This window comes from Paenibacillus sp. EC2-1 (assembly GCF_049311625.1).
In the GTDB taxonomy this organism is placed as follows: Bacteria; Bacillota; Bacilli; order Paenibacillales; family Paenibacillaceae; genus Paenibacillus_AQ.
In genome coordinates this window covers 4,039,421-4,061,925 of record NZ_CP186006.1, presented here as the reverse complement: position 1 = coordinate 4,061,925, position 22,505 = coordinate 4,039,421, and the positions used below count along the sequence as shown (strand labels likewise).

The 22,505-nt window shown below is 42.0% G+C and carries 11 protein-coding genes; all 11 read left to right on the top strand.

Features of this window, described 5'->3' with window-relative positions; genetic code table 11:
• Positions 1-211 precede the first annotated feature (211 nt).
• The 11 genes from ACK8P5_RS18895 to ACK8P5_RS18845 all read left to right on the top strand — a co-directional run bounded on the left by ACK8P5_RS18895 (position 212) and on the right by ACK8P5_RS18845 (position 22,417).
• On the top strand, positions 212-2,419 hold the full coding sequence (locus ACK8P5_RS18895; RefSeq protein WP_422657799.1) for a spore surface glycoprotein BclB: 2,208 nt from the start codon (positions 212-214) through the stop codon (positions 2,417-2,419).
• 263 nt (positions 2,420-2,682) lie between these two features.
• The gene (locus ACK8P5_RS18890; protein ID WP_422657798.1) at positions 2,683-4,320 is read left to right on the top strand and encodes a glycosyl hydrolase; all 1,638 of its coding nucleotides are present in this window, start codon (positions 2,683-2,685) and stop codon (positions 4,318-4,320) included.
• A gap of 367 nt (positions 4,321-4,687) precedes the next feature.
• Complete coding sequence (locus tag ACK8P5_RS18885) at positions 4,688-6,310, top strand: response regulator (protein ID WP_422657797.1); 1,623 nt, start codon at positions 4,688-4,690, stop codon at positions 6,308-6,310.
• Positions 6,291-9,026 (top strand): sensor histidine kinase, encoded by a 2,736-nt coding sequence (locus ACK8P5_RS18880; protein WP_422657796.1) that lies wholly within the window; start codon positions 6,291-6,293, stop codon positions 9,024-9,026. The genes ACK8P5_RS18885 and ACK8P5_RS18880 overlap by 20 nt, the downstream gene beginning before the upstream one ends.
• A gap of 253 nt (positions 9,027-9,279) precedes the next feature.
• A complete protein-coding gene (locus ACK8P5_RS18875) occupies positions 9,280-10,203 on the top strand; it encodes an ABC transporter permease (RefSeq protein ID WP_422657795.1) in 924 nt (307 codons plus the stop codon).
• A 21-nt stretch (positions 10,204-10,224) separates the two neighbouring features.
• Positions 10,225-11,118, top strand: coding sequence for a carbohydrate ABC transporter permease (locus ACK8P5_RS18870; RefSeq protein ID WP_422657794.1), 894 nt, complete (start codon positions 10,225-10,227; stop codon positions 11,116-11,118).
• 24 nt (positions 11,119-11,142) lie between these two features.
• The gene (locus ACK8P5_RS18865; RefSeq protein ID WP_422657793.1) at positions 11,143-12,759 is read left to right on the top strand and encodes an extracellular solute-binding protein; all 1,617 of its coding nucleotides are present in this window, start codon (positions 11,143-11,145) and stop codon (positions 12,757-12,759) included.
• Entirely contained in the window at positions 12,759-14,828 is a 2,070-nt protein-coding gene (locus tag ACK8P5_RS18860) for a family 20 glycosylhydrolase (protein ID WP_422657792.1), read from the top strand. The genes ACK8P5_RS18865 and ACK8P5_RS18860 overlap by 1 nt, the downstream gene beginning before the upstream one ends.
• 206 nt (positions 14,829-15,034) lie before the next feature.
• Positions 15,035-16,504 carry an alpha-L-fucosidase gene (locus ACK8P5_RS18855; RefSeq protein WP_422661519.1) on the top strand — a complete coding sequence of 490 codons (1,470 nt, stop codon included), beginning with the start codon at positions 15,035-15,037 and terminating at the stop codon, positions 16,502-16,504.
• A 177-nt stretch (positions 16,505-16,681) separates the two neighbouring features.
• A complete protein-coding gene (locus ACK8P5_RS18850) occupies positions 16,682-17,467 on the top strand; it encodes a DeoR/GlpR family DNA-binding transcription regulator (protein WP_422657791.1) in 786 nt (261 codons plus the stop codon).
• 102 nt (positions 17,468-17,569) lie between these two features.
• Positions 17,570-22,417, top strand: a complete 4,848-nt coding sequence (locus ACK8P5_RS18845; RefSeq protein ID WP_422657790.1) for an S-layer homology domain-containing protein — start codon at positions 17,570-17,572, stop codon at positions 22,415-22,417.
• The last annotated feature ends 88 nt before the right edge of the window (positions 22,418-22,505 follow it).

Genomic DNA, 22,505 nt, shown 5'->3' with positions numbered 1-22,505 from the left:
TATCCTGTCCGATAAAACCATGAATATAAGATCAAGCATTAGCCACATTCAAAAAAATCTTTTGCGGAATCTCTAGGTGATGCATTTTAACGACATAAATTCTAAGAACGATAAAAAAACGGATTGACTATACAAAATTAGGGGAACTACTACCTTTTTTTAGCATATTATATATAGCTTGGCTTAAATAAAAATAAGAGGGTGACAAAACATGTCTCAAGCTAATATTCCAAATATTACCCCTGTTATTAATCTTTCTAGAGATGATGCTCTGAATCTATTATTAGCAGCGATTGCTATAGAAGAGCTAGGTCTAGGACATATAATTAACTCTGAAGCTGAAAAAATTCAATACAGTGTTGGTACTCTACCAGGACTAGAAACGCCTGCAACAATAAGCGATTTGCTCGCGATTAATAAGAGCGTACAAAACACTATGCAGGAAGTAACCAAGAAGGAAATACTTCTTCAATCCTCATTAGAATCCATATTAGCTGCTCCCTCTTTATCAGGCCCGACGGGAGCAACGGGAGCAACCGGTGCAACAGGACCGACAGGTGATGCGGGAGCAACGGGAGTAACCGGCGCAACAGGAGGAACGGGGGCGACAGGCGCAACGGGTGCAACAGGACCAACAGGCGAAGCGGGATCAACGGGCGCAACAGGAGTGACGGGAGCAACGGGAGCAACCGGTGCAACAGGACCGACAGGTGATGCGGGAGCAACGGGAGTAACCGGCGCAACAGGAGGAACGGGGGCGACAGGCGCAACGGGTGCAACAGGACCAACAGGCGAAGCGGGATCAACGGGCGCAACAGGAGTAACGGGATCAACGGGAGCAACCGGTGCAACAGGATCGACAGGCGATGCCGGATCAACGGGCGCGACAGGACCAACAGGTGTAACAGGACCGACAGGCGAAGCGGGATCAACGGGCGCAACAGGACCAACAGGCGAAGCGGGATCAACGGGCGCAACAGGAGTGACGGGATCAACGGGAGCAACAGGTGCAACAGGACCGACAGGTGATGCGGGATCAACGGGAGTAACCGGCGCAACAGGAGGAACGGGGGCGACAGGCGCAACGGGTGCAACAGGACCAACAGGCGAAGCGGGATCAACGGGCGCAACAGGAGTGACGGGATCAACGGGAGCAACAGGTGCAACAGGACCGACAGGTGATGCGGGATCAACGGGAGTAACCGGCGCAACAGGAGGAACGGGGGCGACAGGCGCAACCGGTGCGACAGGACCAACAGGCGAAGTGGGAGCAACGGGCGCAACAGGAGTGACAGGTGATGTGGGAGCAACCGGTGCGACAGGACCAACAGGCGATGCGGGATCAACGGGCGTAACAGGACCGACAGGCGATGAGGGATCAACGGGCGCAACAGGATCGACAGGCGAAGTGGGAGCAACCGGCGCAACAGGTGCAACAGGATCGACAGGCGAAGTGGGAGCAACGGGCGCGACAGGCGCAACCGGTGCAACAGGAGAAACGGGAGTAACAGGAGTGACGGGCAATGCGCCTTTTCTCTGGGGAGCGGAAACAGTTTTTTGGGCTGACTCAAGTGCGCCCGGACCGGGGACAGGAACCCCTTATGATCCTTTTAAATCATTGCAAGCTGCTGTTACAGCTGCAGTAACCAGTCCACTCGCAACCACATTTGGAATGCGTGCACGTATGATTGTCTTAATCGCTTCTAACTCAGCTTTTGATGAAAATATTGTTATTCCTCCAGCAAGACATGTACAACTGATAGGTCTTGGGCCATGGGTACTCGGCGATGCTAGCCTAGCCAATTTTGGATCATCTGTTCCTAGAAACATCACGATACAAACAAACTCAGCAGCAGAAGATTTTTATACTAACCAAGGTCCAGCATTTAATGCTCGTCCAGTTACTGTTATAGGCACATTGGATAATGGAACTTCGGTCAGTACTCATACGAACTATACTGACGGAGCCATTATTAGTGGTAACATTTCATTCTTGAATACTGATCCTGTGGATCCATTTACAACCATTGAATTTCAATTATTAAATGCAAGAGTAGTAGGCAGCATCGCGCCCGATCCTAGCGACCCCCATCTGGGTATATTGAATACGTATCTTTACAATAGCAGAATTAATACAATTAATGATCCCGGTCTTAACATTCAGCGAATGGTTGATAGCAGATCTGATGGCGCCCTTACTATTGCTGGTTATTCGGAAATCACTAATTCTATGATCAACGGAAATGTCACCTCTGGTACAGTGCTTCCAGACGTGACTCCTTCAGGCATCTTTAGTAGTCAATTTGCTACAATAACATGGACAGGGCCCATCACGTTAGACACGGCATCTAACTATTATTTTGTGAATAGCGGTTCAACTTTGGTCGGGGCCAAAACCATATTGTTCAGCATAGCTTAATTGCTAGATAAGTGCTTTGTTTTAAGCGGTAAAAAGAACGCAGCGCGTCAACGGCTTCCTCACTCATATGCTTGGATGTAGTGTGAAGCTACCCTAATTGCTATTCCCAATCCAAAGAAACGCATCCTGACGGTTCTTTGGATTTTTCTCATTCCCCTCTAGTGGTATAATCTGGTATGATAACATCTGCTATATGTTGACAATATTCAACATAATTTATCATCATTCTGCAGGTAGCAGGGGAGACGGGGGAACGAAACAGCATGGAAGTAAGGCAACGGGGATTAAAGTTCAATGCACAGAGGAAGGCAGCATGGCTGTTCAAAATGGTGCTCGCACTAGCTATTATGGTAATCGGTTTATCGTCTTTTCATTATGGAGAAGCAGAGGCAGCTAACGTCTGGTTGGTGTACAAGGACGCGCAGAAGCTGGAGGCTCAAGGGAAATATAATGAGGCGATAACCAAATACAAGAAAATTGCACCTGAATTCATTAAGGAAAAAGAATTCGGGAACGCCGCGCAGATATACCGCCGGATCGGTGATTGTTATAAGGGGCTGAAGCAGTACGATAACGCTGTAGCCAATTGGGACTTAGAAGCCGAATATTCGGGGAAGGCAAACCAGACACAGATTAGCATTGCCGCGAAGCGGAAAGCCAATCTGCTCCGCAGTACGGCGAAGCTGTATGTGGAGCAGTCTGCCAGCCCAGGAACAAATTATGGCGGGACAAAATTTGTACCGGCTAACGGCGCTTTGATTGGTGCGTATGCAGAAATGGACAAAGCGGTTAACGATCCGAAGCAGCGCAAATATTTTACCGATCAATTCCCTCGCATGACTGGGAAAAAACATGCCGCTTATCTGTTGTACTTTAACTACGGCAGTGATCCGGCATTGCTGGCCAAGCACTTGGAGCGTGCGGCGGCTAGCGGAACGGCACTACAGATTGGACTTCAGCCGATCAAGGGGTTGGATCAGGTTAAGGATGATGCCTACCTGCGCGACTTCGCGCGCACGATTGGGGATTCGGGCGTACCTGTATTTATGCGATTTGCCAATGAGATGAATGGTGGCTGGGTGAAATGGAGTGGTGACCCGAAAAAATACATTGAGAAGTTTCGTCTGGTCACGAAGGTGTTTCGGGAAGAGGCCAAGCACAATGTTGCGATGGTATGGGCGCCGGGAGCTAACCCAACATATACGATCGAGTCCTATTATCCGGGTGATGCTTATGTGGATTGGGTCGGTGTCAGCCTGTACTCGATCTTTGACCCGTCGCTAGATCCGCTGAAGCAGGGTGAAGACCGGTCAAGTCACCTAGATAAGTTCGATTATATCTATAAGCTATATGCAGATCGCAAACCGGTATTCATCTCCGAGGGTGGAGTGTCCTACATGTACCCGGAGAAACGTCAGGACAAGACCAAGTGGGCAGTATACAAGATGCAGGAATTTTACGCTTCTCTGCCTATGGTTTACCCAAAAGTGAAAGGTGTGTTCTGGTTCGACAGCAACGGTAATGCCACGGAGCGAATCAAATATTATATGCTATCAGCCAATGACCAGTTGCTTAACGCATATAAGAAGGCCGTTTCCAATCCGTTCTACTTAGGCTCTATTGGCGAGAAGGCACCTATATCTTACAAACCGATAAACAACAGCACAATTCTTGCAGGCAAGCAAAAGGTATCGAGTTATGTGAAGACGTGGGCGCCAACGCTCTCAAAGGTAACGTATAAGATCGGTGGACGCACGGTTGCGAGTTCATCAGCTCTACCTTGGAAGGCGGAGATCGATTTTAGCCCATACAAGGGCAAGAAAATTGAGATCATCGTCCAGGCATACGATAACAGTGGTAAGCTGGTAACGACGCAGCAGGTTAAGGTAACGGTGAAATAAAATTTCTTATATCAACGAACGAAGATCTCAATTGAAATGAACTGATCTAAACTAAACTGAATTTATATTTTAAAAGCACATTGTACTACGATAAAGGCCAACCGGAGCATTTCGGTTGGCCTTTATGAAGTGACATTTCCTTAGCGGTAACATGGCAACTCCTTAGACGAGGAAGCGTTGTAAGAACGGATATATGATTAAATATTGCTTCCTCCAGTTCCTTAGGTAACTTACAGAAGAAAATGATGAGGCGATGTATTATTGATTTATGGCTGTCTAATCAATCGTTGATATAGGAAGTCTGGAGTGATATTGTCAATGATAACTGTCTAGGGTAAGTCGATCATTTTGTAGGAGTGAAGATGGAATGCATAAAGTAATTGTTGTAGATGATGAGAAGTATATTCGAGATCGAATGGTTCAATTCTTTCCTTGGGACCAAGTTCATTTTGAAGTGGTAGGTTCGGCTGGAAATGGCAGAGAAGCGCTTGATATGGTGAGGCGTCTAGAGCCGCATGCGGTGATAACGGATGTATTAATGCCCGAGATGAATGGAATCGAGCTAGCTAAAGAGATACATATTCAATATCCAAGTACTAAGGTAATCATTCTTAGTGCGTACGATGATTTTAAATATGCTCAAGAAGCCATACGCTATGACGTAAGGGGTTATTTATTAAAACCATTAAGTAAAGATGATTTCTTGGATACTTTTAGTAAGTTAAAAGAAGAACTGAAGAGAGAAGCATATTTACAAGACATTTCTGTACATAAAGATGAGATGTTATCGCATGAATTACGGGTGTTAGATCTGATTAATGGAAGCGGCAAGGATGATGAGGGTGAGGAATTACTTGTTGGAGAGAGTAGAGTCATGATATTCCCGTTAAATCGCTTATTTAGGGAACAAACAATATCTTCCTTAAGACAAGTTATTGCTGAAGAATCTTTTCACTTTTGGAAGCGCTTCACTTCTCTTTGTTGTCTACATGGCGACAATATGATCATGATTATTCAGGGAGATTTAGCTAAATCAAAAGAGGAATTGAGGCTTCTGATTGGTAAATATAAAACTCTATTGTGTGCTTATACCAAAACCACAAATTTAGAAAAAGAGACGTTTGTGGTCGGAATCGGTAATATTGCCAAGGGTACAGGTAACATTAAAAAATCTTACAATGAGGCTATTTACGCTTACAGTTATACCTTTTTTTATGATTATGATACGGTGATTTTCTTTGAGGATCTACCGGTGAACTACGTTAATGAAATCAATCCACCCCAACGTACAAGACTAGACCGATCAGTATATCATATCGAAGAGAAATTAATAGAAGTTATTTTACAAAGGGATTCAAATGGAATATCAGATCACATGGATGATTATTTTGGAGAATTAAGAAATAGATTAGGAATCAATATTACGGACATTCGGGGAGCGTGTACCGAACTCATTATTGTGGTCATGTTCCTTCTTAAAGAAAAAGGATACGAACCCTATTCTTCTGAAATGCAAAAGAAGATCGAACATATTTATCTAATGGAAACGTTAAGCGAGCTGAAGAATTGGCTAGTCGGTATCCTTGACAATATATCTCGTACAATCATGACTCCAAGTGATCATACGGGAAGTCTGTACGTTCAGAAAGCTAAGGAATATGTTAGCAAGCATTTTAACGAGAAAATAACGTTAACCGAAGTCTCGGAAACGCTTTATCTGCACCCGGCCTATTTTAGTGCCATTTTTAAAGAGGAGACGGGACAGAACTTCATCGATTATATCAATGAGGTGCGGGTACAAAAGGCAGCTGAACTACTAAGAAAAGATGAATACAGGATCAAAGAAATATCCTATATTGTTGGCTTTCAAAGCGAATCGTATTTCAATCGAGTGTTTAAAAAAATCAAACAAATCTCTCCACTACAGTACAAAAAGAAGTTTGTAATCAATGGGTTTACGGAGGCACCTCATGAGAAGTCTGATACGTAAGCGGAGAAAGATATCCTTTCAGAAGTTTTTAACGATATTCTCTTTAGTTATCGTATTGATATTAATCACGATCCTAGGTAGTAATTCATTTCTGAAGACGAAAAATTCGATTGAAAAACAAAGGCAAGATTCTATTCAAGTGAAGATGGAGCATATCGCAAGAGAACTGAATACAAATTTTGAAGAAGTATACCATCTGGTGAACAATTTAAAAACGAATGAATCTGTCATTCAGTACTTAAAGGATCTAAATAACAAAGATCTGGATTCGATTGAAAGGTACGACAAGCTACAAACCTTACAAAATTATCTATACTCCGTTAAACAAGATAATCCATTAATAGAGAATATCTTATTAGTGATGCCTGATGGGCAATATAGCTCAAATAAGAGAACGATTGACTATATTTATGACGGAATGTCAATGAAAGAGGAAGTGGCCAACCATAATTATTTTGTAGCCCTAGGGGAAGCGGATAATAGTATTCATTATACAGATCAATATATAGAGCATCGGAATAAGAGTTATATTCTACAAGACTTGAATGAAAAAATGTTCTTTGGTGCTAACCTTGAAACGTCAGATGGAAAGTATCCTGGAGCCATATTGATATTTATCAACCCTGAAAATTTATCGAATTCAATTTTTTATGCTGAGAATATCGCTCTATTCACGAATAATAATGAGATGTTCTATAAGGGTAAGCAGGTAAGTGAACAAGTAACCCTTCAGTTTGAAAAAAACAAGAAGAGCGAGAACGGATTATTCTTCAGGGACCAAGAAGTCGAAGTATACGCAGCAAGTGTCCCTTATTATAATTTTAAGCTTCTATATTCAGAACCAATCTATGTATACAAGGATCAATTACGGCAATTGTGGAAAATTATCATATGGACATTGATATTTGCTGTTATTGTAAGCATCATAAGCTCGGGCATCATTTCGAATAGAATTCTAAGGCCCCTGTACCAATTACTTAGAACGATTCAAAACTACCGCATTAGAGAAGAAGAAGTAAAAGATTCCTTAGCGGGCGAGCAGAGAAGAGCGATTACGTTTAGTCTGCATGAACGTTTTTTCTTCTACTTTTTAATTTCGATTTTACTCCCATTATTAATATTTCTGTGTATCTACTACTGGCAGACATCTAAGATTGTTTCTCAAGATGTGCAAAAGAGTTTCTACGCTGCGCATGAAAGATTAGCTCATATGCTGAACAATGAAGTTAGCCAGCATGAACTGACGATATCTCACTTGTCTCTAAATACAAGCATTCAAAATAAACTGAACAACAGCCACAATGAAGAAGTTGAGCAAGATTTAATGAGAATTACGCAAGCTATGGAGATCGATAAAAATATAGGCATCTATAGTTTATCTAATAACATCTTTTTTTCGAGCAATAAACAACATGCTGCACACTTAGATACGAATTACTCCAAGTTACTAAAGGAATCGAATAGCAAAATAAGTTATTTTATAGAAAAGGATCGATTCGACCATATTAAAATCATTTTAGGAATCCCCATCTTTTCAATCCCTGAATTCCCTAAAAAGATTGGGTACATCACGACAGATTTAGATAATAGTAATTTGGTTGACTCCTACTCACAGATAAAAGGACTTTCATATGAAGCTTTCATTCTGGATGACACCGGAAAAATAATATCTCATCCAGATCCAAACAAAGTAGGAACTTTTGTAAATCAAGTAAATCAGGATAAATCGATCTCTTATTCTACGAAGATCGGGGAACTGGGTTGGGTGTTTGTTTCGAAGTATAACTATCAAGATATTCAAAAGCAGGTTAATCAGTTATTTTTGAGCGATTTCTTCCTTATATTATTCATCTTTATGTTTATCCTTATTATCTCCTATTGGATGTCCAAACGTATACTGAAGCCATTAGGGCAGTTAAATAAATCATTTAATGTATTCGATCTAAATGGTTCTCATTATTCGGTTGTGGAAAAACTATCAGGTATCGATGAAATCGATTTGCTGAGTCGTAATTTCAATAAAATGATGAATCGAATGGACGAGCTGATTAAGCAGACAATAGAATCCAATAAAGAACGTATCCAATTGAAATACGAGAAAAGAGAACTACAGGTAAATGCTCTACAGTCACAAATTAAGCCGCATTTTCTCTATAATACCCTCGACAATTTAATGTTTCTTGTGGAGTCCAATGAAATTGAGAAGTCTTTAGACATGATCCACTCACTAAGCAAGTTATTTCGCTTTATTACGAATAAGGATCAGTCGAGCCTATCCATTCGCGATGAAATGACTTATACCAAAACCTATGTGACCATTATGTCCTATCGCTTCAGTAACATTGAATGCGTATGGAATATGGATGAAAAAGTGTTGGATTATCAGACAGTAAAGCTGATTTTACAGCCTGTTATAGAAAATTCCATACAACATGGCGCTAGAATGACAACGGAAAACATACGAATTGAGGTCAGCTGCCAACTAAAAAACGACACGATTGAATTTATGATTAGAGACAATGCCATGGGGATTGCTGAGGATCGATTGTTACAAATTCAGAGACAGCTAGCATCATCGAGCATGGAACAAGCAGGGATTTTTAATGTGAACAGCAGGATTAAATTACATTATGGTGATAAGTACGGGTTAAACATAGAAAGTATAAAGGGGGAAGGCACCATAGTAACGATTGTGATCCCATGTATCCAATCGTAAAATCTTTCAACATCCAGTCTAACTGGATGTTTTTTTATCTTGAAATCGTGCAAGGTTTCCCTAAAAAATTGAAACTTTGGATCGCTTATTTTTTTTATACTTTGTGTAGTCTTAGTCAAGATTGAACCTAATGCTGTGATACAGAATGGCAAACATGAAAGCGTTAACACTGTGTAGGAATCATGGCAACTGTAATTTAATGATGGAGGTGAGACCCCTGCAAGTAAAACACTCGGCGAATTCATCAACACAAATGAAAAGAAAGAGTAGTTACAAATGGCATAAGCTCAAGTCTCAATTTGAAATTCAATCGATGGTTCTCCCGTCAATCCTGTTCTTAATCATATTCTCTTATATACCGATGTACGGTGTTGTTATTGCGTTTAAAGATTATGATTTATTTCAAGGTATTATGGGATCATCATGGGCTGGATTCACTCACTTTAAGGAGTTTCTCAATGACCCGTTATTAGGAAATGTAATTAGAAATACCCTTGTAATCAATGGGCTGGGTCTGCTCATAGGTTTTCCAGCACCGATTATATTTGCTTTGTTATTAAATGAAGTTACGAATAAGAAGTTTAAGAGTATTGTTCAGTCGATCTCCTATCTGCCTCATTTTGTGTCATGGGTTATTTTTGGTGGTTTGATCCTAACGATGTTGTCTCCTTCGAACGGAATTATTAACTATCTGTTGACTTCACTAGGAATCTTGGATGATGCCGTCAATTTTATCGGGCAAGAGAATTACTTCTGGTTTATTCTTGTGGGTGCTGAAATGCTAAAGGGTCTAGGTTGGGGCGCTATTATCTACATCGCCGCTATTTCCGGGGTAGATCCAGGACTTTATGAAGCAGCAACCATTGATGGTGCAGGTAGGTTTCAGAAAATCAGATACATCACCATTCCAACCATTATGGGAACGGTCGTCATTATGTTTATTTTTGCAGTCAGTGCGATGTTGAATACAGGAATTGAGCAAATTCTAGTGATGCAGAATCCACTGAACTTAAGTACAAGTGAGACGCTTGATACTTATGTGTATAAAACGGGGCTACAGCAAATGAGATATTCATACTCAACAGCCGTGGGCTTAGCTAAATCGGTTATTGCCGTTATATTGTTAATTCTGGCGAACTATTTGTCCAAAAAGATGACCGATAACAGCTTATTTTAGCAAAAGGAGGTGAGTATCTAAATGATCAACATTAAGTCAAAAACAGATCGAGTCTTTGATGTGTTTATAACCATCATTATGGTCATTGTCATGGTTGTAACCCTTGCACCCTTTTGGTTCTCGATCATCGGATCTTTTAATGAAGGGCTGGATTACTCACGTGGTGGTGTGTACTTATGGCCCAGGGAATTTACTTGGTCTAACTATAAGGCGGTTTTTGTAGATACGTCTATTTATCAAGCTTATTTCGTCACGGTATCTCGTACCCTTCTAGGTACTCTTGGATCGGTGTTGTTCACGGCGATTGCAGCCTATGCTATGTCAAGGAAATATCTTGAATTTAAAGGGATTTATATGGTGATCATGCTGATTACGATGTTTTTCTCTGGCGGCTTAATTCCGACGTATTTGTTATATCGAGACCTTCATTTATTAGATACATTTTGGGTCTATATCATTCCTAGCTTATTTAGCGTGTGGAACATGATCATTATGATGAGTTTCTTTAGAGGGATTCCCGAAACCTTAATCGAATCCACCAAAATCGATGGGGCCGGGGAGTACAGGATATTTTTCCAGCTCATTCTCCCGTTATCCAAACCGGTTCTCGCGGCAATCGCATTATTTAACGGTGTTGGACACTGGAACACATACTTTGATTCCATGATGTTTACGAATTCACCAGATTTGCAGACCATTCAATTGTTTCTCATGAAAATTGTAACCAACTCCGATTTTGCTCGATCAGTGGGTGGGGCAGCAGCATCTTACATGCCAGAAGTAGCCAAGCAGATTAGCCCTGAAACATTAAAACTGGCGATGATGATTGCCACTTCACTACCTATTATTATTGTTTATCCATTCTTACAAAAATATTTTGTTAAGGGTGTATTAATAGGCTCAATTAAGGGCTAATTCAAAAAACAAGGGGGATTTGAGATGAAAGGATTTAAATGGTCAATGGCATGCTTGTTAGTGTTCTCTCTAATGCTTGCAGGCTGTCAATCCGGTTCTGCGCCGGCACAGAATGAAGCGAATTCTGATAATACGAGTACTAATACTAGTAATAAGCCAACCGAGGTAGAGTGGTTTATTGCGGTGGAGTCTTACAGTAAGAAGTGGGATGCTGTAAATAATGCGCTTGATAAAATGATCACGGACAACACAGGACTTACGTTTAAGATTACGACAGGAAATGAAGAAAAACTGAGCGCTATGATTGCTGCCAACCAAATTCCCGATATGATTACAGCCGGACACTCTGCACCACAACGAAAGATGCTTGAAAATTCGGGTATGCTTGCGCCACTTGACGAATTAATAAAAGAATTTGCACCAACCTATGAAGTTCCACAGTCCATGCAGGACTGGTATAGAAACGATGACGGTCATTTCTATGGATATGCGAATTTCTTTTATCCAGCAGAGAAAATGCAAGAAGGAGATGCTTTCTCTACTCATACGGCTATGTATGCTAGAACAGACCTCATGGACCAACTAGGCATTAAGAAAGAAGATTTTGATACAAAAGAGGGAACGATTGCTGCACTGAAAAAAGTAAAAGAGGCAAACATTGAATATAATGGATTCAAAGTCATTCCGGCTTACTTTGACACTTCAAATATTGCACAATTCTTTGGAGCTGGAAAAGTTGAGGATGAGGAAGGCAACTTAATTAAACGCTCTGAAGCAGATCTTGAGGCCATTAAATTCCTAAATGAATTGTATCGGGAAGGGTTATTGCCTGAAGATAATGTGACTTTAAATGAGAATGAGATCGGTGAGAAGGTTGCTGCAGGGGCAGTCTTTGCTTATACCAACGGCAGAATCTTGGAAATGACAAGAGCGCTTTCTGATGCAGATCCAAACGCAAGCTTCACTCCAATTGGTCCAATTAAGGGAGATTCCATGTCTGGAGATGTACACCTTCTTCCGAATTCATTGTCCGGCTGGACACTCACTTCTATTAACAAGAATTCTAAGCATAAAGAAAAAATCATCAAATTCTTTGAATATATGTCTGCTGATGAAATGTCTTTAAATGTGAAGTATGGCCCGAAAGGAATAACGTGGGACTACGATGATAATGGAAAGGTTAAATATCTTCCAGAAGTAAGAAAAGAAGTCGATACAGACTTTGCTAAAGCACAAATAAAATATGGGATGGATACGTTTGGGTGGTTTACAACTTGGCTGCCGATAGCTAGAACGATGCCTGATCCGATAACACCACATGAAAAAGCGAAAGTAGAGGGGTCTGCTTACTTTGATCAATATAGCTATAATGCTTTAGCTCATGAGGCAACACGGATTCAAGGTGGAACTCCGGAATCTGCGATTCAAGTAAAAATCAACGATTTTACGAGTAAGATGGTTGCTGAGATGATTTTGGCTAAATCAGAGGCAGAAGTAGATCAGTTGTATGCGAAGATGATCCAAGATCAAGAGAAGTTAGGTTATGAAGACTTATACAATTATAAAAATCAAAAATTTACACAGGCCAAGGAACGTCTAGGTGTGAAATTCATTTGGCCGGAATACGCAGATAAAAATTAATGGATGAGTTAAAGGCTAGCCGTACATATATGGCTAGCCTTTCTTTCAATAGAGAGGTGGTTCGTATGTTTAAGATCATACCGGAGCCCAAACAGGTTCAATTTCATCAAGGTTCCTTTAAAATATGTGGTGCTTTGAAGTTAATTACGCCTGAAGCTGTCTATCAGCAGTCTCATAAATTAGCTGATCTACTTCAAAATCAATATAACGTTGATGTCCAACAAAGACAAGGTGATCAGTACGAGATAATTCTGTGCAGAGAAGATGAAACGAATCAATATTTCATGCCACCACTGAAAATTGACAGGGAGGAAGCATACCGAATTCATATTACTTCGGATTGTATTGTGATCCAAGCGATAGAAGCTTCTGGATTATATTACGGACTTCAGACATTGATTCAGATTATAGAAGACCATGAGAATATTCCTTCGTGTGAAATTGTGGATTGGCCTGATATGAAAATACGGGGTGTGCATTTTGATCTAAAAGGTGGAGTTCCGACAGGAGAGTATTTAGCAGATCTGATTAAAGAATTGGGACACTACAAGATCAATACGATTCTAATGGAATATGAGGACAAACTGCAATATTCGGGTCATCCGAAGTTGGCAACAAAGTCTGCACTGAGTCAAGCCGATGTTCAGCAACTGGTCAAGTTAGCTGACCAACATCATATTCAGATCATACCGTTGGTGCAAGCCTTAGGACATGCAGAGTATATGATTAGGCATGACGAATATGCCCATCTCAGAGAGAGTCATGATTGGAATCAGCAGATGTGTCCGTGCCATCCTGGATCATTTGAATTGTTTAGCGATCTGTTTCAGGAACTGATTCGTTTACATCCGAATAGTAACTATTTTCATATAGGTGGGGATGAAGCTCATCAATTGGGGGAATGTCCATCCTGTGCGAAGATTGAGCAGGAAGTTGGCAAGTACGCTTTATATGCTGAATACATCGCCAAGATATGTCACTACGTAATTGAAGCGGGAAAAACACCTATTATATGGGATGATATGTTTACACGCCATGCTCCAGAATTGATGTGCAAGTTGCCGAAAGAGACGGTATTGATGTATTGGAACTATCGTTTCACTTATGAAACGATGCCGACTGTAGATGGATTCGATGGAACCCTGATAAGCAGTCAATGGCTGCATAAATCGAATGGAAAAGATCCCGGGGTTGTTAATGATGTCTCGAAGCTTCTCGAGCACGCATCCCAAGAAGAGTGGGATTTTATAGAGCAATATGGCGGTGGCGAAAAGTTCCCAACTCAAATCAATAGTACGATATTTCTACAGTATATTCAGGATCAAGGATTTAAAGTGATTGGTGCATCAGCCGCTCAAATGATGCGAGACACGATACTAGCAGACCCGAGCCGAGCATTGCCTAATATCAGAGAATGGTCAAAGGCTGTTGTGAAACATCAAGCTCTTGGTGTTGTTGCTACAGGCTGGACACGAAACAATGGAATGGATCCTTTGAATGGTCTAATAGAAGGGATGAGATACGAGTTTGTGGCGGCGGGGGAGTATTGCTGGAGTCATGATAGAACAACGATTGAAGCATTTGATGAAAAATTCTGCAGAAGATTCTATCGTTTGAATAAGACATTCAAGGCTCCTGAGAATTTAGCTGTGACGGATGCCATTTGGCTCATTCGTCATCAACAACGACTTCCGAGAAGTATATCACTAAGTAATTTGTTTCAGCAGTTTGCTGAAGCTGCTGAGTGTAACCGTCATAATCTGCTTTATTATGGTTATATGGCGGAGCAATTTTCCCTTCAAAGAAAAATGGATAATTTGATGATGCAGTTGGAGAAATACCTGTATAAGCATCGCTATTATGTATTGTCTGATCGGGAGGCAATGCATTACCGCAACAGTCTTGAAAAGACTAAAGTCATGATTCAGAGGTATGAGCAAGAAGGCATTGATATCTTTAGGAAGCTAGTGCATTCCGAAGAGATTGATGATTGTCTTCATAGCTTGTTGGACTGGCATAAAGAGCGGCTACATTTTATGCGTGACAGCTTAAGTCGTGTAATGAACTAGGTTGCTACCTTTTGCGGGTATAACTAAGAACTTGAGTAATGAACCACTCTAGTTGTATCACCTATTTTCTCGTTGAGCAAACATCAAAAAACAGTATAAATCCGTCATTTCAGGCTATTTTATTCTAAAAATGAGATGGTATATTTGTGGTATACCGTAATGCATGAAAATGTCTGGAATAAATAGCTCAGGAGAGGATGAGATTGGTGCAATATCGTGAACGACTCGCTGCACAATTGAGTAATGTCGATACGGTGATCAATGAGGGAAGATACGATGCTGAATGGGGTTCTCTAAGTAACTACCACATTCCGTCATGGTATGAGGATGCTAAGTTCGGCATTTTCATTCATTGGGGAGTATATTCCGTACCTGCGTTTAACAGTGAATGGTATGCAAGGAATATGTATATTGAAGGCAATACTGCTTATGAACATCACCGTGAACAATATGGTCCGCAAGATAAGTTTGGCTATAAAGATTTTATAACTCAGTTTACGGCAGAGAACTTTGATGCTGATCAATGGATATCCGTTATTAAGAAAGCTGGTGCCAAGTTCGTCGTTCCCGTAGCAGAACATCATGATGGCTTTCCGATGTATGACTGCCCATTCACAGATTGGAATTCCATGCAAAAGGGACCTAAGCGTGATGTCATTCGTGAATTGTCTGATGCAGCCCAGCGCCAGCATCTTGTATTTGGTGTATCCAACCATCGAGCGGAAAATTGGTGGTTTTATAATGGAGGAAGAACATTTAAATCTGACGTGCTAGACCCACGTTATGCTGGACTGTATGGTCCTGCAGAGCATTGTGACCCGAATGGCTGGACGCCTGAGCAACAACCAAGTGAACGATTCCTGGAGGATTGGCTTGCACGCAACTGCGATTTAATCGAACGCTATGAACCGCAGTTGCTGTGGTTCGACTGGTGGATTAGTCAACCTGCATTTAAGCCTTATTTGAAACGGCTCGCTGCATACTATTACAACAAAGGGTTGGATTGGAAACGGGGAGTTGCTATTAATTATAAAGAGGATGCGTTTCCTGAAGGCACCGCGGTGTTTGATGTTGAACGAGGACAACTTGCAGATATACAGTACCCATTCTGGCAGACGGATACTTCGATATCAGAAAATTCGTGGAGTTATATTATCAATCATAAATACAAGACAGCAGATTCTATTATCGGCGATCTGATCGATATTGTGAGTAAGAATGGTGCGTTGCTACTTAATATTGGTCCCCGTGCTGACGGTACAATTCCAGATCAAGAACAGGAAATTTTAAGTCAAATCGGGCAATGGCTTTCGGTGTATGGAGAATCCATATATAGCACACGTCCATGGAAAGTATTTGGGGAAGGACCTACAGAAATTGTAGGTGGTTCGTTCAATGATACGAAGAGAAGTCCATTTACGGCACAAGACATTCGTTTCACAACAAAAAATGGCCGCTTGTACGCGATCATATTGGCGAAACCTACGAGTGATTACGTGGTTATTCACTCTCTATCTGATAATTTGCGCCTCCTTCCAGCCAAGATTGAGTCGGTTGAGCTGATTGGTTACGATGGAGATATGGAGTGGTCGCGCAACCATAATGGGTTAGTGATCAAGTTGCCTGCAGATCATGTTCTGAATGGAGCATTTGCGTTCCGTGTTTCATGCCAGTAGAAAGGTTAATGGAATGTAAAAGCAATATGAATAGAGAAGTCGCCGAATTGGCGGCTTTTTTGTTGTCGCAATAAATTACAATTAAACACACAACTTTTACTTGGATTTCACATGTGTTTTACGTTTGTCCTCTAGAATGAGGATGTTCAATCATATAGGTATAGTCGGAGGGCTGATATGTCGCTTGTTGGAGAAGAACGGAAGCAGATTATTTTGAACTTATTACAGTTACAGGGGAAAGTTCGTACCTTAGAGCTTGTCACCAAGTTTGAGGTGTCTTCGGAGACCATACGACGTTACCTGGAAGAGTTGGAATCAACGAATAAGCTGAAGCGAGTTTATGGCGGAGCGATCAAAATCAATGTTGATCGGGAGGAGCCCTCCTTCTTTAATCGGGAAGTGAAGCAAGCTGCGGAAAAGCGGTTAATAGGACAAGCTGCAGCTGCGCTTGTACAGGATAAGGACATCGTCATATTGGATGATGGTACAACTACGCTGCAAATGGTCGATATACTTGTATTGAAAAAAGGGCTTACTGTACTGGTTTCTTCCGTGTATACACTTAATATGCTGATTGCCTACAAAAACCAGGGAATCTTTGATGGAGAAATCGTGTTTATCGGCGGACGCGTCAATGCGAAGCATTACCGAACATCTGGCTCACTGGCTAAGCATTTTATGGCCAATTTTCATGTGGATAAAGCGTTTTTGGTCGCTGATGGTCTGAATCTTGATGGTAGTGTCACCAGCTATGACGATGAGCGAGGCATGCTCTCTCGCATGTTCATGAAGCAGGCTAAGCAGACGATCGTACTAGCTGATCATACGAAAATTGGCACGAATCACTATTGTCGTATTGCTGATATGGGAGAGGTTGATATCGTTGTAAGCAATATTGCGCCACCACCAGAGTGGCAGCTTCTACTTGACGATAAAGGCCTTCATTGGATTGTCGCAACTTAGCTTAAACAACGAAGAAGGTAATTTGGAAGGTGGTGGGGCTGTAAAAGGGAGTCAATTCGAACGAAGTATAAGTTTGTGATGAAAATTAGGGAGGTATTTTGATTGTTAAAAAAGAAAGCAACTAGAATGGCGTCAGTATTATTAGCTAGTTCAATGCTTATTTCAACATTACCGGGTTTTTCTTACGCTGTAAATGCAGCGGAAGAAGTCCAGATTGAATTCATCGAGCATCCACGACCTTCGCTTGAGACTGGACGATATACTTCTGCTCAGCAGGTGTCTTTAACGACTACTACGCCTGGTGCAACAATCTATTATACGTTAGACGGTACACTGCCTGATGAATCCAGCATGAAATATGATGGCTCGCCGATTCATATTGTGGAGACGACCAACCTTAGTACAATTGCCTTCAAAAATGGCGTTGCGAGTAGGGGAGCGACGTATACTTATTTCATAAAAACGGAAGAGAAACCTCTGCTACAATTTGTGGTTATGTCGGACGTACATATTTATAATTTGGAGCACGCATCGGCTCGTTATGAAAGCTATTTTGATACGATTGAATCCCTCTTTCCGAAGCCCGATGCTATTCTTAGTATTGGTGATATGATTAACGATAACTGGGATGGTCGGCAGCGTGATCACTTAATGGTTCGAGAAGTTTTTGAGAAAAATTTAGAGAGGAAGAGTTGGACTGACACCAAGATTCAATTAACAACGGGTAATCACGACAATGAAATTCGCTATATTAAAGAGTTTTATCCTGAAGATTGGTTTACGGATAATCCCGACGGCTACTATGAAAAGGAATTGGGCGGCTATTATTTCTTTTATTTAAACAGCGAGAACTATCAAAACAATACGAAACAACGTAATTGGTTAAAGCGTCGGCTTGCTGAGATTATGAAAAATGAAGAGAATAAGAACAAGCCGGTATTTATTAATATTCATCGGCCAATTTCAGGGACGGTTATGGATGGTCAACAATCCTCGAATGCAAACTTGTACACGGATCTGAAGGATTATCCACAAGCGATTGTATTTTCTGGCCATTCACACTTGAATATTAATGATGATCGATCCATTCATCAGCAAGATTTTACATCGATTAACCTTGGTTCGATGTCGTACTTGGAATCCGATCATGGTTATATGCAAGTAACTTCAAACGGTCTAGAGAATCGTGTTCTAATACCAGGTTCTCAGGCTCAATTTGTAGAGGTGTATAAGGATCGGGTTGAGGTGGATCGGGTAGCGATGAACGCAGACCCCGGTGATATCGACGTCAATGGTCAGCCTGTTCCACCTTATCTGAGTAAAGGTGTGGCAGCGGGCGAATCATGGGTTGTTGAATTGAAGGGCGATACGAACGAAGAAATTAAACGTAACTTTAAATATGCCGGTCGTAATAAGTCAGCTCCAGTATTCAATAGTGAGATCGAGGTGCTTACATCGGAAGATATCCCGACGCTCCACTTCGAACAAGCAAAAGACGACCAGATGACCCACCATTATGAAGTGAAAGTAGCGGATAAGCGGACAGCAGAAGTCGTGAAAAATGTGAAAGTATTTGCAGATTACTTTTTCTCACCGGTTCCGAAGGATATGACGATCCCGCTAAATGGTTTAGCGCCGTCCACTTCATATATCGTTAAGGTAACGGCTGTAGACAGCTATGGTAACCGTTCCGAGACGCTTCAACAATCTTTCAGAACAGGCGGTTCTGAGGGAGAATTGACACCGATTGATCCAGAAACGATGTGGAAAGAACTTGTGGTCGATATGAAGTTTGATGAGAACTTGGCAGATGATGCGAAGGATGTTTCAGGGCAGGCGAAAGCGAACGGTACCGTCAACTTTGTTCCGGGAAAATCGAAACAAGCCGTGCAAATTCCGGCAGGTAATGCAGATTCGATAGATCTCGGTAATCGCGAGGATGTAAACATCGGTACAGGTGACTACACCGTGTCCTTCTGGCATACGGGCAATCTTGTAGGTGACCAGACGATTATTGCCAATAAAAACTGGAGTTCAGGCAAAAATATGGGCTGGTATGTCGGTTCGGCGATCGGCAACGATATGACCCTGAACCTGAGCGATGGTACTAATCGTTCTGATATTAGGGCGACAAGTGTTGGGAATGAGTGGCATTTATACACTGTTACAGTGGACCGAACCAACAAATCTGCAAAAGTGTATGTAGATGGGGTTGAGAAAGCATCTGGTGAAATTACTGTTCCAGCGGAAAACACGCTCGATACCGAGTATAACATTCATATTGGAACCGACGGCAATAAAGGTAATGGAGGTTCAAATGTTACACTTGATGATTTGAAAATTTGGAAACGGGCGCTGAATGCAACTGAAGTGAAAGCATTATCGGACTCTTACAAAACAGTACAGTTCTTTACGTTCGAGCAGTTGACTGAATTAATCGCTCAGGCGGATGATTTTTTGGCAGCAAGTGATGATGTGGTAGGCATTACTTACCCGGAGCAGATGCTTGGAAGTTTTGCTCAGTTGCTGGAGGCTGCTAGAGCAATGACAGCTGAGAGTGATCCCGCTCAAATCGATGCATTTTATGTTGATCTGACATGGGCGCTCAAAGCCATCAAAGAATCGATTATATATACATTCATTCCAAAATCGGGGTTTGAAGTTTTAGACGTGAACTCCGTTGCTGAAGTAGATAACGGCTATGGTCACAATATATTGGACAACGATGTATCGACGATATGGCATACACATTGGGAAGGTACAGCTGATCCATTCCCGCACTGGGTAATTATTGATATGAAAAATACGTACAAGCTAAGCGGAATAGAGCGTACAAGCCGACTGAATCAGAGCGCGATGGAGTTTCCGCGGGAATTCGAAGTGTATGCTTCGGACAATCTAGAAGATTTGAAGGATCCTCAATATTTAAGCAATCCTGCTAATAAGGTGACAGGATCTTTTGGGAAAACATGGACAACTAAGGTGTATAAGGATTACTTAGCATTCGATAATCCGGTACAAGGACGCTATGTCAAGTTTGTTGTAACAAACACCTATAATGCTCAAGGAACCTTTACGAGCATGAGTGAAATTGATTTTACTGGTGAAGTTGTAGCTTCTGAAAATGCGACACTGACAGATTTGCAGATTAACGGTACGACGGTGAACGGATTTGCGCCTGACAAGTTCTCCTACACGGTGCAAGTACCATACAGCACAACAAGAACGGAAGTAACGTATACGGCAGCAGATCCAGAAGCAACTGTCAAGGTAAGTGGCGGAGAAAACCTGGTCGTCGGAGATAATTCTGTACTAGTAACTGTAACGACGAAAGATGGTAAAACCAATACGTACACTGTAAATGTACAGCGTGCAGCAGAGCCCGTGGAAATAGCTGCAACACTAACCGACTTGCAAATAAACGGGACAACGGTAAGTGAGTTTGCACCAGATAAGTTGGCCTATACAGTGCAAGTACCATATAGCACAACGGTGGTAGATGTCACGTATACGGCAGCAAACCCAGAAGCAACTGTCACGGTAAGTGGCGGTGAAAACCTGGCCGTAGGTAATAATGAAGTGAAGGTAACCGTTACAGCAGCAACCGCAGAAGTAGATCCAGAAGTAGATCCAGAAGCAGCTACAGCTGCAAATGTAGAAATTCAGGCCGATACAAACGATATGGGAGAGCTCGGAAGGAGAGCGGCTTCGAACACATATGTGATAAATGTGGTACGGGCGAAGGACACGACACTGCCGCCAGTAGATCCGTCGATTAATCCTCCGGTACAACCACCAGTTCAACCACCGGTCACACCTGAACCGAAGCCAGTGCTACCGGAGAATGCTATCGCACTTCCGGACAAAGCTCTGAATGATGAAGCTTCCTCCATTCAGGTTAGGCTGGAAGAGGGTAAGGAACTGATTATCATTACAAGGAAGCAGGCTGAGCAGTTTGGTGAACGGTCGCTGATCGTACGGACGGATAATGCTCAGTGGGAAATTTCTGCTGATGTGATGGATTCATTGCTGCGTAAAGTTCCGGTATCCGCTGATGATATGACGCTCCTCGTGAAGATGGATCTCAGCGCAGCGGTACAGGAAAAAGCGAAACAGGTGTTGCAGCAAGCGAATGCTGCGAATGATGGACAATACAAGCTTGGCGGTATGATGCTCTCACTGTCCCTGGAAGCGAAAGACAAGAATAACAAGGCATATAAGCTGGAGACAGTGGATAAGCCAATGAAGATTTCCTTCGTCATTCCATCGGGTATGAATCCGAATTTAGTAGGCATATACCAAGTGAAAACAGATGGAACGATCCAGTATACAGGCGGTAAACTGAATGCCAAAGAAACTGAACTGGAAGTTGAAGTGGACGAGTTTGGTGAGTATGCGTTGTTGTCTTTGGAAAAAACATATGCGGACCTTGCCAGCAGTCACTGGGCTTTTTCAACGGTACAGGAGATGGCAGCCAAGCAGATTGTTAAAGGCACAACGAAAACGAGCTTTTCCCCGAACCTTAAAGTGACGAGAGCTGAATTTGCAGCGTTACTTGCGCGTGCATTGGAATTGTCGTCATCCGGTGTACCTAGCTTCACCGATGTAGATGAAGATGTTTGGTATGCCGGCGAAGTTGTAGCAGCTAAGCAGGCGGGGATTATTGTCGGGATGAAGAATCGTTTTGAGCCGGAACGGAATATCACCCGGGAAGAAATGGCGTCGATGACCGTACGCGCTTATGAGTATAAAAAGATGCTGAAGCAGGAAGATGTTTCAATCGACATTAAGGATAAGGCTAAGATAAGCACTTGGGCTTTGCAGCATGTACAAACGGCCATGAATATAGGGCTATTAAAAGGACGTCAAAATGGTTTGTTTGTTCCGGCAGAGCTTTCGACCCGCGTCGAAGCTGCACAAGCGGTGTATAACTTATTGAAGTTGTTATAATCTTTGTACCGGGGAGGGCTGCTCTATAGGCATGTATTATGGCCGAAGAGAGGTCAGCGATTTGATTCTCTGGTTCTATATGAAGAAA

Bases quoted from the DNA above. Each gene is read 5' to 3' on its own strand.
- ACK8P5_RS18870 (WP_422657794.1), top strand. From the start codon at position 10,225: ATGATCAACATTAAGTCAAAAACAGATCGAGTCTTTGATGTGTTTATA.
- ACK8P5_RS18850 (WP_422657791.1), top strand. From the start codon at position 16,682: ATGTCGCTTGTTGGAGAAGAACGGAAGCAGATTATTTTGAACTTATTA.
- ACK8P5_RS18890 (WP_422657798.1), top strand. From the start codon at position 2,683: ATGGAAGTAAGGCAACGGGGATTAAAGTTCAATGCACAGAGGAAGGCA.
- ACK8P5_RS18860 (WP_422657792.1), top strand. From the start codon at position 12,759: ATGGATGAGTTAAAGGCTAGCCGTACATATATGGCTAGCCTTTCTTTC.
- ACK8P5_RS18880 (WP_422657796.1), top strand. From the start codon at position 6,291: ATGAGAAGTCTGATACGTAAGCGGAGAAAGATATCCTTTCAGAAGTTT.
- ACK8P5_RS18875 (WP_422657795.1), top strand. From the start codon at position 9,280: ATGAAAAGAAAGAGTAGTTACAAATGGCATAAGCTCAAGTCTCAATTT.
- ACK8P5_RS18895 (WP_422657799.1), top strand. From the start codon at position 212: ATGTCTCAAGCTAATATTCCAAATATTACCCCTGTTATTAATCTTTCT.
- ACK8P5_RS18885 (WP_422657797.1), top strand. From the start codon at position 4,688: ATGCATAAAGTAATTGTTGTAGATGATGAGAAGTATATTCGAGATCGA.
- ACK8P5_RS18865 (WP_422657793.1), top strand. From the start codon at position 11,143: ATGAAAGGATTTAAATGGTCAATGGCATGCTTGTTAGTGTTCTCTCTA.